Annotated in this window: 15 protein-coding genes and 2 tRNA genes; 7 read left to right on the forward strand and 10 right to left on the reverse strand. The window is 64.6% G+C overall.

The window, feature by feature from the left end; translation table 11 throughout:
• Positions 1-46 precede the first annotated feature (46 nt).
• Both tig and H292_RS0112930 read right to left on the reverse strand, forming a co-directional pair.
• Positions 47-1,423, reverse strand: a complete 1,377-nt coding sequence (gene tig / locus H292_RS0112925; RefSeq protein WP_019664751.1) for a trigger factor — start codon at positions 1,421-1,423, stop codon at positions 47-49.
• Positions 1,424-1,573: 150 nt separating this feature from the next.
• Positions 1,574-1,647 (reverse strand) — tRNA-Pro (locus H292_RS0112930).
• 201 nt (positions 1,648-1,848) lie between these two features.
• Between H292_RS0112930 and H292_RS0112935 the strand changes: the two genes are divergently transcribed.
• Positions 1,849-1,922, forward strand: a tRNA-Gly gene (locus H292_RS0112935).
• A 96-nt stretch (positions 1,923-2,018) separates the two neighbouring features.
• Here H292_RS0112935 and H292_RS0112940 read toward each other — a convergent pair.
• The gene (locus tag H292_RS0112940) at positions 2,019-2,771 is read right to left on the reverse strand and encodes a maleylpyruvate isomerase family mycothiol-dependent enzyme (RefSeq protein ID WP_020111679.1); all 753 of its coding nucleotides are present in this window, start codon (positions 2,769-2,771) and stop codon (positions 2,019-2,021) included.
• A 128-nt stretch (positions 2,772-2,899) separates the two neighbouring features.
• Here H292_RS0112940 and H292_RS0112945 point away from each other — a divergent pair, with 128 nt between their 5' ends.
• Positions 2,900-3,706 (forward strand): hypothetical protein, encoded by an 807-nt coding sequence (locus H292_RS0112945; RefSeq protein WP_020111680.1) that lies wholly within the window; start codon positions 2,900-2,902, stop codon positions 3,704-3,706.
• 59 nt (positions 3,707-3,765) lie between these two features.
• Here the strand turns inward: H292_RS0112945 and H292_RS0112950 are convergent, their stop codons facing one another.
• Both H292_RS0112950 and H292_RS0112955 read right to left on the reverse strand, forming a co-directional pair.
• Positions 3,766-4,563, reverse strand: a complete 798-nt coding sequence (locus tag H292_RS0112950) for an Fpg/Nei family DNA glycosylase (RefSeq protein WP_020111681.1) — start codon at positions 4,561-4,563, stop codon at positions 3,766-3,768.
• A gap of 3 nt (positions 4,564-4,566) precedes the next feature.
• Positions 4,567-5,058, reverse strand: a complete 492-nt coding sequence (locus H292_RS0112955; RefSeq protein WP_019664755.1) for a ribose-5-phosphate isomerase — start codon at positions 5,056-5,058, stop codon at positions 4,567-4,569.
• Positions 5,059-5,074: 16 nt separating this feature from the next.
• Here H292_RS0112955 and H292_RS0112960 point away from each other — a divergent pair, with 16 nt between their 5' ends.
• Positions 5,075-5,752, forward strand: coding sequence for a DUF429 domain-containing protein (locus H292_RS0112960; RefSeq protein ID WP_080738204.1), 678 nt, complete (start codon positions 5,075-5,077; stop codon positions 5,750-5,752).
• Positions 5,753-5,804: 52 nt separating this feature from the next.
• Here H292_RS0112960 and H292_RS0112965 read toward each other — a convergent pair whose 3' ends face one another.
• A complete protein-coding gene (locus H292_RS0112965; RefSeq protein ID WP_026347738.1) occupies positions 5,805-6,422 on the reverse strand; it encodes a mycothiol-dependent nitroreductase Rv2466c family protein in 618 nt (205 codons plus the stop codon).
• A 162-nt stretch (positions 6,423-6,584) separates the two neighbouring features.
• Here H292_RS0112965 and pepN point away from each other — a divergent pair, with 162 nt between their 5' ends.
• Entirely contained in the window at positions 6,585-9,161 is a 2,577-nt protein-coding gene (gene pepN / locus H292_RS0112970) for an aminopeptidase N (protein ID WP_027498797.1), read from the forward strand.
• Between the two features lie 75 nt (positions 9,162-9,236).
• On the opposite strand, the gene H292_RS0112975 is transcribed toward pepN, so the two are convergent.
• The 3 genes from H292_RS0112975 to H292_RS0112985 form a co-directional block, all read right to left on the reverse strand.
• A complete protein-coding gene (locus H292_RS0112975) occupies positions 9,237-9,713 on the reverse strand; it encodes a DUF5130 family protein (RefSeq protein ID WP_020111684.1) in 477 nt (158 codons plus the stop codon).
• Positions 9,700-9,954: an aa3-type cytochrome oxidase subunit CtaJ gene (ctaJ, locus tag H292_RS0112980; RefSeq protein ID WP_019664760.1), complete on the reverse strand. Its 255-nt coding sequence runs from the start codon at positions 9,952-9,954 to the stop codon at positions 9,700-9,702. Before ctaJ ends, H292_RS0112975 begins: the two co-directional genes overlap by 14 nt.
• A gap of 72 nt (positions 9,955-10,026) precedes the next feature.
• Entirely contained in the window at positions 10,027-10,554 is a 528-nt protein-coding gene (locus H292_RS0112985) for an HNH endonuclease (protein WP_020111685.1), read from the reverse strand.
• Positions 10,555-10,885: 331 nt separating this feature from the next.
• Here H292_RS0112985 and H292_RS0112990 point away from each other — a divergent pair, with 331 nt between their 5' ends.
• Together H292_RS0112990 and H292_RS0112995 are read left to right on the forward strand one after the other, a co-directional pair.
• Positions 10,886-11,860: a mechanosensitive ion channel family protein gene (locus H292_RS0112990; protein ID WP_020111686.1), complete on the forward strand. Its 975-nt coding sequence runs from the start codon at positions 10,886-10,888 to the stop codon at positions 11,858-11,860.
• Between the two features lie 52 nt (positions 11,861-11,912).
• A complete protein-coding gene (locus H292_RS0112995; RefSeq protein WP_019664763.1) occupies positions 11,913-12,308 on the forward strand; it encodes a globin in 396 nt (131 codons plus the stop codon).
• Between the two features lie 10 nt (positions 12,309-12,318).
• Here the strand turns inward: H292_RS0112995 and H292_RS0113000 are convergent, their stop codons facing one another.
• Complete coding sequence (locus tag H292_RS0113000) at positions 12,319-12,807, reverse strand: cupin domain-containing protein (RefSeq protein WP_019664764.1); 489 nt, start codon at positions 12,805-12,807, stop codon at positions 12,319-12,321.
• Between the two features lie 263 nt (positions 12,808-13,070).
• On the opposite strand from H292_RS0113000, the gene H292_RS0113005 reads away from it, so the two are divergent.
• Positions 13,071-14,654 carry a glycoside hydrolase family 13 protein gene (locus H292_RS0113005; protein WP_020111687.1) on the forward strand — a complete coding sequence of 528 codons (1,584 nt, stop codon included), beginning with the start codon at positions 13,071-13,073 and terminating at the stop codon, positions 14,652-14,654.
• Position 14,655: the final 1 nt, after the last annotated feature.

Below are 14,655 nucleotides of genomic sequence, written 5' to 3' on the forward strand. Positions count from 1 at the left end.
GACGGCGGCCCCGGAGTCCCGGAACCGCCGTCGTTCGCTGTCAGCGTTACTTCTCTTGTTCACCCTCGGCAGAATCGCCTGCTGCAGGCTCTTCTGCGTCTGCGGGGCTACCGAAAAGCTCGGAGGTGTCGACCGAAGCACCGGTGGTGTCGGTGACGTTCACGCGGTCGACGACGGATGCGAGCGCCTTGCCGCGACGCACGTCGGCGAAGACTGCACCGAGCTGGTTGGCCTGCTGGACTTGCTGGATGAACTCTTCCGGCGAGATGCCGTAGCGCTGCGCCTGGAAGATGATCCGCTCGGTCAGCTCGTCCTGGCCGACCTGCGTGCCTTCCGCTTCGGCGATGGCATCGAGCAGCAGCTGGGTGCGAACCGACTTCTCGGCCGCTTCCTTGACGTCCTTGTCGAACTCCTCGCGACTCGAACCCTGCGACTCGAGCAGCTCGGCAAGCTTGGCCTCGTCGTGGTCGAGACCGTGAATGGCCTCGTGCACCTGGTTGTCGACCTCGGCCTTGACGACGGCCTCGGGAGCCGGGACCTCGACGGTCTCGAGAAGCGTCTCGAGAACCTTGTCGCGGATCTGACCGGCCTGCTCGACCTTCTTGACCCGCTCGACGCGCGTCTTCAGGTCGGCGAGGAGCTCGTCGAGAGTGTCGAATTCGCTGGCAAGCTGCGCGAACTCGTCGTCGGCCTCGGGAAGCTCGCGCTCCTTGACCGAGACCACCTTGACGGTGACGACTGCTTCCTTGCCCGCGTAGTCGCCCGCGACCAGCGTGGAGGTGAAGTCCTTGGACTCGTCGACCGACACACCGACGATGGCGTCGTCGAGGCCTTCGATGAGCTGACCCGAACCGACCTCGTGCGACAGGCCGTTGGCCGACGCCTCCTCCACGGTCTCGCCGTCGACGGTCGCGGACAGATCGATGGACACGAAGTCACCGGACTGGACCGGGCGATCGACACCGGTGAGGGTGCCGAAGCGCTGACGCAGGGACTGGAGCTGCTCGTCGACTGCCTCGTCGGTGATCTCGAGCGGATCGACCTCGACCGAGATGGTCGAGTAGTCGGGCAGCGCAATCTCCGGACGAATGTCGACCTCGGCGGTGAACGTCAGCTCGTCGCCGTCCTCGATCTTGGTGATCTCGATGTCCGGCTGGCCGATGACCTTGATCTGCTCGGCGCTGACGGCCTCGGAGTACCGGGCGGGGAGAGCGTCGTTGACGACCTGCTCGAGCACTGCGCCACGACCGACCCGTGCTTCGAGAAGCTTGGCCGGAGCCTTGCCCGGACGGAATCCGGGGAGGCGGATCTGCTGGGCAAGTGCCTTGTAGGCGCGGTCGAAATCAGGCTTGAGCTCCTCGAAGGGCACCTCAACGTTGATACGGACTCGCGTCGGGCTGAGCTGCTCGACGGTGCTCTTCACGGGACATGCTCCTTCTGGTGGTCGTGCTGTGCTGTCGGTCCGATTCACCGTCACTCGCTGACATACCGCGACCAAGTGCGACGGCGAACCAGCGGCGAAGTGAACCACTCGGCGAAACCGGGCCCCTTCGAGGACCCGGTCTCATCTTTGTCGGGGTGACAGGAATTGAACCTGCGACCCTCCGCTCCCAAAGCGGATGCGCTACCAAGCTGCGCCACACCCCGTCTTACCGACGCTGTTCAAGCCGCCCGCCGATCAACTTACAGGCTCCATTGAACAGCAGACACCAGCGGTACCCGTGGGCGGGCCACCGCATCCGTCTCGACAGACTCTACATGCAGGCAATTTGTATTCTCGATCCGAGGTTATGTAGAGTTTCGAATCGCAAGCGGCGCCGATGGCGATCCCATCAACGTCGCATGCACGCCGATGTAGCTCAATGGTAGAGCCCCTGTCTTCCAAACAGGCTACGCGAGTTCGATTCTCGTCATCGGCTCCAGAAATAGCCCGCCGATCGCACTGCGATCGGCGGGCTTTTTCGTGTTCGCTCCCCTTCGCTGGAATATCACCGACGGGCGCGCCGGCACCGAAATCTCTACAGCCGAACACCGTCGTACAGCGCCTCTGCCACCGACCGGTCGCCGACGACGTCGAGCACATTCAGCGGGCGCCTGCGCCACACTGCGAGCATCAGATTCTCTGCCGAACCGCGCAGGGCGACGTCGCCTTTGCGGTGCTCGTGCGTGACCGTCACCCGGTCACCGCCGAAGTCGAGGAACAGTTCCATGGCAGTGTCGTCGACGGTATGCAGATGGACGGTGCGGCCCGCGAGTTGTGGAAGTTGTTCCAGCGGAACCCTTGTCAGGAAGTCCTCGGCCCATTCGACTACTCCGTCGGCCGCGCTCTCGTGATCGAGTGGATCGGGCTCTGCTCCCCCACGGATGTGAATTCCGCTCTGCGCATCGAATCGATGCACGACGATTTCGTGCAACTGGCGCCGAATCCAGTAGTCGGCGGTGCCCGGGCCCGCCCACGTCGGGACGGCGCGATCGAGCGGCGCGTCGCGGTAGGCGTCGAGCGCGAGGGAGGCGGACTCGCGGTACTCGTCCACTACCCGAGGTCCGCGTTCGGGCTTCTCCACCGCAGCAAGCACATTCGCCATTCCGCCGTCGGCAGGCGCATCCAACGCGGACCTCGCCATTCGATGGACGAACGTGACGTGTCGAATCAACTTATCGACGGTCCAGTCTGGCATGGTCGGGACGTCGGCGCAGACGTCGTCCAGCGACACCGCCCCCATCCTCGAGCATTCGAGTTCCAGCACTTCCAACTGACGTTCGGGGGTCATAGTCTCGATCGAAGCACGTCGGACGGTACGCCCGCGCATCGATCGGCACGCGTATCGTGAAAAGTGTCCGATTTGTCCTGAGGCGGTCGGGCACGTGCCTGAAAAATTCCCACAAGGAAGCGGTAACAGTGGAAGCTCTCTTACTCGTCGTCGTCATCGTCGCAGCAGTCGTGTTCCTGGTCGTCCGCAGTCAGAAGAACGCGGCGGCGAAGTCGGCCAGCACACTGGAGGACGCCAAGGCAGATGCTCGCCAGTCCATCGAGCGGCTCGGCGGGCAGGTCTACAACCTGATCGGTAGCGACACCGCGTCCAAGCAGGCACTCGCCGACGCGTCGGAGCGCAACATCGCGGCCGGATCGCAGATCGACCAGGCCAAGACGGTCGAGCAGGCACGGCTGGCCAAGCAGACTGCGCTGGAAGGTCTGTACTACATCCGCGCGGCGCGGATCGCGATGGGCATGGACCCCGGTCCGGAAATTCAGGGCATCGACGGCCAGAAGTCCGCGGGTCAGGTCACCGAGGACCGCAAGGTCGAGTTCGAGGGCCGCAACGTCGAGGCCTCGCCCAATCCGTCGGACCGCACGCCCAACTACTACCCCGGCGGCAAGGTCGCCGGCCGTCCCGTGCCGGCCGGCTGGTACTCCGAGCCGTGGTGGCGCCCCGCCCTCGTCGCGGGCGCCTGGGGCGTCGGATCGATGTTCCTGTTCTCGGCGATGTTCTCGGGAATGGCAGGAGTCGGCTACGGCGAACAGGAGTTCGCGAGCGGAGCCGGTGACGGTTCGGAAGGCGGCGGCGCCGACAACGGCGAGTTCGGCGACTCGGGTGACGCCGGTGGCGAGGAGTACGGCGCCATGGACGGCGGCGGCGACTCGTTCGGTGGAGATTCGTTCGGCGGGGACGGCGGCGGAATGTTCGACGGCGGGTTCGACTTCTGACGTCCCGGCTCGCTCGCCCTACCGTCTAGCTCGCCTGACCGTCTAGCTCGCCTGACCGTCTAGCTCGCCTGACAGACAGGGCACCAGAACAGATTTCGCGCCTGCATCACCGAATGCAGAATCTCGGCTCCACAGATTCGACACGGACGCCCCGCCCTGCGATACACGTAGGTGCGGGGTCGTTTCGGAGCGTAACCGGAATCTCCGTGGTCGTCCTCTGGTCGGATCGTGATGATCCTGCCGCGTCGTACACCGATCTTCATCAGGTCGACCAGGTCCAACCAGATCGCGTCCCATTCACTTCGATCCACGTCCTTACCCGGACGCATCGGGTTGATCTCGTGCCGGTACAGGATCTCCGCTCGGTACACGTTGCCGACTCCGGCGAGGACCTTCTGATCCATCAGAAGTGTGCCGATCGGCGTCCTCGATCTGGAGATGCGATCCCACGCTCGATCGGGATCGGCGTCCTTCCGGATCGGATCCGGACCGAGTCGACTCAGCAGAGCGTCGACCTGCTGCTCCGTATAGATTTCACAGGCTGTCGGTCCGCGCAGATCGGTACCGAAAGCCTCGCCCACCATCCTCAATCGAACGGCACCGACCGGTTCCTTCATCGGCAGCGTCTGATCGGTGAACTTTCCGTACAGACCGAGGTGGATGTGCACGATCAGGTCCGACTCGTAGCGATGCAGCAAGTGCTTGCCCCAGGCCTCGGCCCTCACGAGCACCAGGCCGTCGACCAACGCGGCCCCCGAGGTGAACCGCCCTTGCGGGCTGCTCACCTCGACGGGCGCGCCGGCGAATTTACGCTGATGCAGCCGCGCGAGGCGGTGCAGCGTATGCCCTTCGGGCATCGATCAGGAGCCGTCGAACTTCTGTCCGCCCGGGACGTCGGGTGCGTCGCCGCTCCGCTCGTACTCCGACAGAATGTCGATACGACGCTGGTGCCGCTCCTCGCCGGAGAACGGGGTTCCGAGGAAGGCATCGACTATCGCGAGGGCCTCTGGAAGGGTATGCATGCGTCCGCCTATACCGATCAGCTGAGCATCGTTGTGCTCGCGCGCGAGCTGCGCGGTCTCGACGCTCCACGCGAGTGCGCACCGGGCACCGGGGACCTTGTTGGCCGCGATCTGCTCGCCGTTGCCGGAGCCTCCGAGGACGAGGCCGCGGCTACCTGGATCGGCGACGACCCGTCGTGCCGCGTCGATGCAGAAGGCCGGGTAGTCGTCGACGGCGTCGTATTCGAAAGCGCCGCAGTCGACGGGCTCGTGCCCGGTCGCGGTGAGGTGTTCGATGATCTGGTTCTTGAATTCGAGGCCGGCATGGTCCGCACCCAGGTATACGCGCATGCATAGAGTCTGACAGGTGGGATTTCAGGGACGAAAAACGGTCGCCGGAGTCGACGGCGCCAAAGGCAAGTGGGTTGTGGCACTGTTCGACGGCCAGGATCTGCAGATGTCCGTCGAGCCCGACGTGCAGGCGGTGCTGGTCGCGACACGTCGGTGCGACGTCGTCGGGGTCGACATGCCGTTGTCGTTGCCCGAGAGCGGGTACCGGGCCAGTGAGCTGGAAGCGAAGAGTTTTCTCGGGCGGGCGCGATCGTCGATCTTCCATACACCGGTACGCGCTGTTCTCGACACGACGACCTACGAGGATGCGTGCGCAGTGTCCAGACGAATCACCGGCAAGGCGATCAGCAAACAGACCTGGTATCTGATGTCCTCGGTCCGGCAGTGGCAGGACGTGTCCTTCGACCCCGAACGGGTGGTGGAAGTGCACCCGGAATGCTCGTTTCGGCACATGGCACCGGATACGTCGTTCGTGTCGAAGAAGTCCGCGCGTGGCGTCGGCCAGCGTCTGAGCGCACTGTCCACGTGGCTCGATCCGGTGTCCGTACACGACGCCATGGCATCACTGCCGGTCGAGCCCGCAGCCGACGACGCGCTCGACGCCGCCGCGGCTGCCTGGTCCGCGTGGCGTTTCAGCCGTGGGAAGCACCGATACTTCGGTACGTCCGACGGCGTCGATCGCATCGTCGCCTGACCCGCTGTGAGCGGAAATATAGGTCCTGACCTACATTTCCGCTCACCTGGGGTCAGTCGAACTCGGGGTCTTCGTGACGGGTGCGCTTGAGCTCGAAGAAGTGCGGATACGACGCGAAGATGACCGAGGCGTCCCACAGCTTTCCGGCTTCCTCGCCGCGCGGGATGCGGGAGAGGACGGGCCCGAAAAACGCGACACCGTTGACGTGAATCGTGGGCGTTCCGACGTCGGGACCGACCTTGTCCATGCCCGCGTGGTGGCTGGTGCGCAGCGCTTCGTCGTACTCGGTGCTGTCGGCTGCCTTCGCCAACTCAGCAGGCAGACCCAGTTCCGCGAGGGACTGCTCGATCACCTCGGGGAAATTCTTGTTACCTCCGTTGTGGATACGGGTACCGAGTGCCGTGTACAGCGGCGACAGGATTTCGTCGCCCTTCTCCTGGGCCGCGGCGATGGCGACTCGCACGGGTCCCCATGCCGTCTTCATCATCTCGGCGTACTGCTCGGGGAGGTCGCGGCCCTCGTTGAGGACTGCGAGGGACATGACGTGGAAGTTGACGTCGATGTCACGGACCTTCTCGACCTCCAGAATCCACCGCGACGTGATCCAACACCATGGGCACAGGGGGTCGAACCAGAAATCGGCGGTGTCCTTCTGTCCGCTGCCGCTCACGTGAAGCTCCTTCGTGTCGAGATACGAGTGGGTGTCGACCGAGAACAACCCAGGATGCGGCAGAACAATTCCGCGCCGCGTCCCTACGCAAGCATGCCCGACCCGCGCCGTGATGGGATGGTGTCATCACACGATCCCTACTCGAGAAGGTGCATGACTGACGTGGTTGCTCCCAACCTGACACGCGATCAAGCTGCCGCACGGTCGACCGTGCTCGGCAATTCCACCTATTCGATCGTCCTGGACCTCACCGACGGGTCCGGCAATCCCAGCGAGAAGACGTTCCTGTCGACGACGACCATTGCGTTCGCGGCACAGGCGGGCGCATCGACGTTCGTCGACATCGTCGCCGACGGCATCAGATCCGCCACTCTGAACGGGGTGGACCTCGACGTTTCGGGCTACGACGAGGAGACGGGGATAGCGCTCGACGACCTCGCCGAGGACAACGAACTCGTCGTCGTCGCAGACTGTGTCTATTCCCACACCGGTGAGGGTCTGCACCGGTTCGTCGACCCGTCCGACGGCTCGGTGTATCTCTACTCTCAGTTCGAGACGGCGGATGCCAAGCGGATGTTCGCCTGCTTCGACCAGCCGGATCTGAAGGCGACATTCGATCTGAAGGTCACCGCTCCGGACAGCTGGAAGGTCATCTCCAACGCTGCGCATGCCGCGGAACCTGCTGCGGGAGAACACGTTTTCGACACCACCCCACTGATGAGCACGTATCTGGTGGCGCTGATCGCCGGCCCGTACGCGGAGTGGACGGATTCCTACACCGACGAGCACGGCACCATCCCGCTCGGAATCTACTGCCGCGCATCGCTTGCCGAGCACATGGATCACGAGAGGTTGTTCACCGAGACCAAGCAGGGATTCGGTTTCTACCACGCCAACTTCGGCACCCCCTACGCGTTCGGCAAGTACGACCAGTTGTTCGTGCCCGAGTTCAACGCGGGCGCAATGGAGAACGCGGGCGCCGTCACCTTCCTGGAGGACTACGTCTTCCGGTCCAAGGTCACCCGATACTCCTACGAGCGCCGCGCCGAAACGGTTCTGCACGAGATGGCGCACATGTGGTTCGGCGACCTCGTGACGATGACGTGGTGGGACGACCTGTGGCTCAACGAGTCGTTCGCGACGTTCGCATCGGTCCTGTGCCAGTCCGAGGCCACCGAGTACACCAACGCATGGACCACGTTCGCCAACGTCGAGAAGTCGTGGGCCTACCGGCAGGATCAGCTGCCGTCGACACACCCCATCGCAGCCGACATTCCCGATCTGGCCGCGGTCGAGGTCAACTTCGACGGCATCACGTACGCCAAGGGTGCGAGCGTTCTGAAGCAACTCGTCGCTTATGTCGGCAAGGAGGATTTCCTCGCCGGCTTGCGTGCGTACTTCGTCGACCACGCGTTCGGCAACGCCACGTTCTCCGACCTCCTCACCGCACTGGAGCGGTCGTCCGGTCGGGACCTGTCGGATTGGGGCAGCCAGTGGCTGCGCACGACCGGACTCAACACCTTGAGCCCTGACTTCGACGTCGACGCGGACGGCAAGTTCACCCGCTTCGCGGTGAAGCAGAGCGGCGCGGCACCCGGCGCAGGCGAGCATCGAGTGCACCGGATCGCAATCGGCATCTACGACGACGGAGACGACGGCAAGCTGGTGCGTACCGAGCGTGTCGAGATCGACCTGGAGGCGTCGGACAGCACCGACGTTCCGTCACTGGTGGGTGTGTCGCGGGGCAAGCTGGTTCTCGTCAACGACGACGACCTCACCTACTGCGCCGTGCGTCTCGATCCGGAGTCTCTCGACGTTCTGCTCGCCCGTATCGGCGACATCGCGGAATCACTCCCCCGCACCCTTGCGTGGTCGGCCGCGTGGGAGATGACTCGCCAGGCCGAGATGCGTGCACGCGATTTCGTCGCGCTCGTTCAGCGCGGTATCGGTGCGGAGACGGAGGTCGGCGTCGTGCAGCGTCTGCTCCTCCAGGCGCAGACGGCCATCACGAGCTACGCCGAGCCGCAGTGGGCGCAGGAGCACGGTCAGCCCGAGTTCGCGGACACGCTCCTCGAGCTCGCGCGCGCCGCCGACGCAGGCTCGGACCACCAGCTGGCGTTCGTCAACTCGCTGACCGGTTCGGCCTTGTCCGACAGGCATGTCGCGGTGTTGCGCGGCCTCCTGGACGGCGACGTCGACGGCCAGGAGCTCGGCGGTCTCGAGGTGGATACCGACCTGCGTTGGCGTCTGGTGTCGGCGCTCGCTGCAGCAGGTGCGATCGACAGCGACGGCATCGAGTCGCCCGAGATCGACGCCGAGGCCGCCCGCGACAACACTGCGGCCGGCGCTCGTTCGGCAGCCGCTGCGCGTGCCGTTCGGCCGAGCAGCGAGGTCAAGGAACATGCATGGACGACGGTCGTCGACGACGATTCCGTCCCCAACATCACCGCGCGATCGATCATCGGTGGGTTCGCCGGACCGGGACAGGGCGAGCTCCTCGAGCCGTACGTGTCGCGGTACTTCGACTCGATCGAGGGCGTGTGGTCGAGGCGGTCCAGCGAGGTCGCGCAGACCGTGGTGGTCGGGCTGTACCCCTCCTGGTCGATCAGTGCGGACTCGGTCGCGGCTGCGGATGCGTTCTTGGAGAAGGATCTGCCTCCCGCACTGCGGCGTCTGGTGATCGAGGGACGCGCGGGCATCGTGCGCTCGCTCGCGGCCCGCGAGTTCGACGTGACGTAAGCACTGCGCTGGAAACGAGAAGAAGGCGCCGCCCGGGTTTCCGGGCGGCGCCTTCTTCGTGTCGATTCGATCCGGCTACGGGCTCACGATGGCGGCGGCCATGACACGAACCGCGCTGACCAGTCCGTCGATGAGGTTGCCGTCGCGGAACGGCCCCGTTGCGGCAGTGATGCCGAGCTGCGCCACCCGGTCGGTCGCGCGATCCGAGACACGGCGTCCGGTGCGGATCTCGATGCCCTTGTGGTTCGGGTCCACGGCGATCAGCACGGAACGAATTGCGTCCGGCGTTCCGGGGAAGAGCGCGTCTGCACCTGCGGCGACGTCCTCACCCAGGTCTCCGAGGTAGACGTTGAAGCGAATCTGCGTCGCCCGGGTCGCCTCGGTCAGTGCGACGTCGAGGGACACGAGGTCCTGCGTGGCGAACGGAAGGTGCGCCGGGCTGGCCGTTCCGAACTCGTGAGCACCCGACACGCGTCCGCTGGACGTCAGAGCCGAGCCGTAGGGCAGGTCCTCCGCGTCGATGTCACTCTTGACCAGTTCACCACTTGCCACTTGCCGACCCTCCGATCGAATCTGCAGCGGATGCATGCGAATCGCCGTGGCCGCCACCGTGCGGTGTCACCTCGTCGGTCGCGCTCCACAGAATTGGTTCACGTGTCCATTCGTCGGTCAACCGGTACGGGGTGATGTCCAGTCCCGGCTGCCTTTCCCCCACGTAGGACAACGCTCCGATGATTCCGATGATTGCAGCCGGAATCACCCCGAAGATCAGGATCGTCTCGAGAATGCTCACAGGGTGTGAGATTAGTCGACTTTTCACCCCGAAGCGACAGCGGGGCCGGTCGGATCGATTCGAGACCGGCCGCTACGCCGCGCCCTCACCCAGGTACGCCAACCAGGACGGATCGAGTTCCTTGTTGCTGGCGAGCAACCGCCAGTGCGGCCCCTTCGGTGGAACGAGTTGCGCGCGCAGAGTCCATCCCAGCTCACTGAGCATTTTGTCTGCTTTGCGATGGTTGCACGAGGCGCAGCACGCAACGCAGTTCTCCCACGAGTGCTCGCCCCCACGACTCCGCGGGATGACGTGGTCCACGGTTTCCGCTTTGGCGCCGCAGTACGCGCACCGGAAACGATCTCTGTGCATCAGCGCAGCCCTCGTCATCGGCACGCGAGCCCGGTACGGCACTCGAACGAACGTCCTCAGACGAATAACCGAGGGCACTTGAACGGAGAAGTCGGCGGATCGAATGTACGGACCGGAGGGGTCGTCGTGGACGACGTCGGCCTTGTTGCACACAAGCAGTACCACTGCGCGACGCATCGGCAGCGCGGTCAAGGGCTCGAAAGTGGCGTTCAGAAGCAGCACTCGGCGCTTGACCCAGGCAGGAACCATGTTGTCGCTGGGAGACACCGTCTCGCCAGGAGAAACGACATGTAGTGGAGACGCCCCCGATATCCGTTCCCGCTGGTCTGCGGTGTCATGGACATCGATGGGCGGGAGTTGTCGGTGTCGGTGTTGCTTGTTCTTCACTTCGGTTCTCCCAAAAGCGTCGGCGTCCGCGCATGGCTTGCGCGGAACACGTGTCACAGTGGAACACGAAAACGCCGGGTCTGCACACCCCTTTTCCGGATCGCGGTGATGACCGATCGGTGAACTCACAGCCAACGAGCAGGTCCGCTACCAGCACGGTGGCGAGAATCCGCGCCTTCCGTAGACTCTGCAAGTGTCTGTATTCGAATCGAACTCATCGACCTACCTGACGGGCTCGTCTCTCGACACACGTGCCTTCGAACTGACCGAAACCGGTCGAGACTGGCTGGTGGACAGACCTTTACAGGTTCTCGGCTACCTTGCGCTCGCGGTGGTCCTCCGACTCGTACTGCACAAACTGATCGACCGTTTCACCAGTCGCAGCGGATCGGCGTCGGACAAGGCGCCTGCGCTTCTTCGACCACTGCGCGAGCGTGCACCGTCGACGCTGCAGAGCTCGATCCTCTCCGAACGCCGTCGCCAACGCGCCAAGACCATCGGCTCGGTCCTCAAGTCCGGCGTGTCCGTCGTCATTCTGACGTGGTTCGTACTGTCCGTGCTCGACGTGGTCGGAGTGAACGTCACCCCGTTCATCGCCTCCGCGGGCATCGTCGGAGTGGCGCTCGGCTTCGGTGCGCAGAATCTCGTCCGCGACTTCCTCTCCGGAATCTTCATGCTGCTCGAAGACCAGTACGGCGTCGGTGATGTCGTCGATCTCGGCGAAGCAGTGGGCACGGTCGAAAGCGTCGGACTGCGCGTGACGACGATCCGCGACGTCAACGGCACCGTCTGGTACTGCCGCAACGGCGAGGTCCTTCGCGTGGGCAACATGAGTCAAGGTTTCGCGGTGGCGGTTCTCGACCTGCCCGTCGCGCACACTGCCAATCTCGACGAGGCCTGCGAGGTGGCCGAGAAGGCGACGCTCGACGTCGTCGAATCGGGAGCGTTCGCGGAGGATTTGCTCGGGGATCCCGAGATGCTCGGCGTCAACGCCGTGAGCGCCGACACGGTCACCATCCGCATCACCGTCAAGACCAGGCCCGGGATGCAGTGGGCGGTGCAGCGACGGCTCCACCGCGAGATTCTCCAGGCCTTCGACGACGCCGGAATTCAGGCCCCGTACCCGCAAGGCCGACCGGCCGGCGCGATCGTCGACCTGGCAAAGTAGGCACCACCCGGCCGCACCCCGCCCGACCTCGAACGACTGGAGAGAAGCACCGATGACCGAACCGCAACAGACCTTCTACGACGCGGTCGGTGGTGCGGACACGTTCTACAAGCTGACGGCCAAGTTCTACGAGGAAGTGGCGAAGGACGACGTCGTGCGACCGCTCTACCCCGAGGAAGACCTGGGGCCTGCGGAGCGACGCATGCGAATGTTTCTCGAACAGTACTGGGGAGGACCGCGCACCTACTCGGACGAACGCGGGCACCCTCGCCTCCGCATGCGGCACTCGCCGTTCCACATCGGCCCGATCGAACGGGACGCATGGCTGCGGTGCATGCACAGTGCCATCGCGTCGATAGACGATTCCGTCCTCGACGCCACGCACCGGGCACAGTTGGTCGACTACATGGAGATGGCAGCCAACTCCATGGTCAACTCGTCGTTCTAGGAACCGGTCCTCACAGACGAGGCGCAGATCCCTCGCGCTGCGCGGTCGTCGGCTGGGCGGCGCTGCGCCCGAGTCCCTTCGCCCGTCGGAGTGCGCCACGCACGTTGCCGGCGAACTTCAGGGCGAGCAGGAGCGAGCCGGGAAGATGCTGGCGAAGAATTGCGTGCTTGCGGACGTAGTCCTGGACGTGCCACTCGGACCAGGTGCCGGCGCGGAACAGCGCCGCATCGCCGGCCACCAGCGTGCGTTCAGGATGGTCGTCGGACGAGACCGTCACCGAGCCGTCCATGATGTGCACGATCTCGTCGACCGAGAAGTACCAGCGGAAGCGACCGGCCGTGCAGTCCCACACGTTGGTGGTGGTCGTCCCGTCGATGCTGCGTGACCACTCGGCCACGCGGGCGCGGGGTTCGCCCTCGAGGATCCAGTCCGGATCGATGGGACTGTCCTGCAGAAGCACTTCACTCAAACGGACTGCTTCGATCGACTGCTCGGCCATGTGATTCCTCGTGCTCCTCGTTCCGGTTCGACGGGTACGGTACCTCATCAATCGGACAAAGCGGCTGTTTTCGGGAGAGAAACCGGGGAAACGGTATGCCTTCCTGAGCGTCGCTCGCACGTCCGCCCGGGCGTGAGCCCGCATCTTGGCCGGGCGTGAGCCCGCATCTTGGCCGGTCGTGAGCCCCCAGCCTTACGAGGTGACGAAGATCAACCCGGTCCCTGATCGAGGTCGAGCGTCCGCGTTTGGCAGACTTGACCGTTGTGACCGATCGACTCGAACCTCAGCCCGAACCGTGGTGGAAGGACGCGATCTTCTATCAGATCTACCCGCGTTCGTTCGCCGATTCCAACGGCGACGGCGTCGGTGATCTCGGCGGCGTTCGGGACAAGCTCGGCTACCTCGAACTACTCGGAATCGACGCGATCTGGCTGAGCCCGATCATGAAGTCACCGATGGCGGACCACGGGTACGACGTGTCCGACCCGAGAGTGATCGACCCCCTGTTCGGTGACCTCGCGGTGATGGATTCGCTGATCGAAGAGGCACACGCGCGCGACATCAAGGTCACCATGGACCTGGTGCCCAACCACACGAGCGACCGACATCCGTGGTTCGTCGCAGCGCTCGACTCGGCTCCCGGAAGTCCGGAACGAGCCCGCTACATCTTCCGCGACGGCAAGGGACCCGACGGCTCCGAGCCGCCGAACAACTGGCCGAGTATCTTCGGCGGCCCCGCATGGACCCGCATTCGCGAAGCCGACGGAACGCCGGGACAGTGGTATCTGCACATCTTCGCGGCCGAACAACCCGATCTCGACTGGACCAACCCCGAGGTTTTCGAGGACTTGGCCACGACGCTGCGCTTCTGGTTGGACCGGGGAGTCGACGGCTTCCGGATCGACGTCGCACACGGAATGGCCAAGCCCGAAGGCCTTCCGAACATGAGCCTGGAAACGAACGAGCTCATGAAGAACGACGACACCGATCCACGGTTCAACAATCCGGCCGTGCACGAGATACACCGTGGTATCCGAAAGATCATGGACGAATACCCGGGCTCGACGACGGTCGGTGAAATCTGGGTGCAGGACAACGTCAGGTTCAGTGAGTACATTCGCCCCGACGAGCTGCACCTCGGCTTCAACTTCCGCCTGGCCGAAGCCGAGTTCGACGCAGCAGCCATTCGAAACGCAGTGTCCAACTCGTTGGACGCGGTGGCCCTCGTCGACGGCACCCCGACGTGGACGCTGTCCAACCACGACGTCGTCCGCGAAGTCACTCGCTACGGCGGAGGCGCCCGCGGCACAGCCCGCGCCAGGGCGATGATTCTGCTCGAATTGGCGCTGCCAGGAACGGTGTTCGTCTACAACGGCGCCGAACTGGGCCTTCCCAACGTCGACCTGCCCGACGAATCCTTGCAGGACCCGGTGTGGGAGCGCTCCGGCCACACCGAGCGTGGCCGAGACGGATGCCGTGTTCCCCTCCCGTGGGAAGGAACCGAGCCGCCGTTCGCGTTCAGTTCGTCCCCGGCGACCTGGCTGCCGATGCCCACGGAATGGTCGTCGCTCACGGTGGAAGAACAGCTCGAAGACGTCGACTCCATGCTGAGCCTGTACCGGTCGGCCTTCGAACTCCGCGCACTGCGGCCGGAATTCGCCGGAACCGGAGTGGATTGGTACGGCAGCCCACCCGGATGCCTTGCGTTCCGACGACCGGGCGGGCTGATCTGCGCCCTCAACGCGACCGACGTTCCGATCCCCCTCCCGCCGGGCGAGGTCCTGATGTCCAGCGCGCCTCTCGTCGACGGGCAACTTCCCGCCGACGCCGCAGCGTGGTTGGTCTAGA

This window comes from Rhodococcus sp. 114MFTsu3.1, from assembly GCF_000383555.1.
GTDB classification, from domain to species: domain Bacteria; phylum Actinomycetota; class Actinomycetes; order Mycobacteriales; family Mycobacteriaceae; genus Rhodococcoides; species Rhodococcoides fascians_E.

What these genes read in the sequence shown, in the direction of transcription:
- H292_RS0112995 (WP_019664763.1), top strand. Translation starts at nt 11,913, where the DNA reads ATGACCGAACCGCAACAGACCTTCTACGACGCGGTCGGTGGTGCGGAC.
- H292_RS0112940 (WP_020111679.1), bottom strand. Translation starts at nt 2,771, where the DNA reads ATGACCCCCGAACGTCAGTTGGAAGTGCTGGAACTCGAATGCTCGAGG.
- H292_RS0112955 (WP_019664755.1), bottom strand. Translation starts at nt 5,058, where the DNA reads ATGCGCGTATACCTGGGTGCGGACCATGCCGGCCTCGAATTCAAGAAC.
- H292_RS0112950 (WP_020111681.1), bottom strand. Translation starts at nt 4,563, where the DNA reads ATGCCCGAAGGGCATACGCTGCACCGCCTCGCGCGGCTGCATCAGCGT.
- H292_RS0113000 (WP_019664764.1), bottom strand. Translation starts at nt 12,807, where the DNA reads ATGGCCGAGCAGTCGATCGAAGCAGTCCGTTTGAGTGAAGTGCTTCTG.
- H292_RS0112985 (WP_020111685.1), bottom strand. Translation starts at nt 10,554, where the DNA reads ATGGTTCCTGCCTGGGTCAAGCGCCGAGTGCTGCTTCTGAACGCCACT.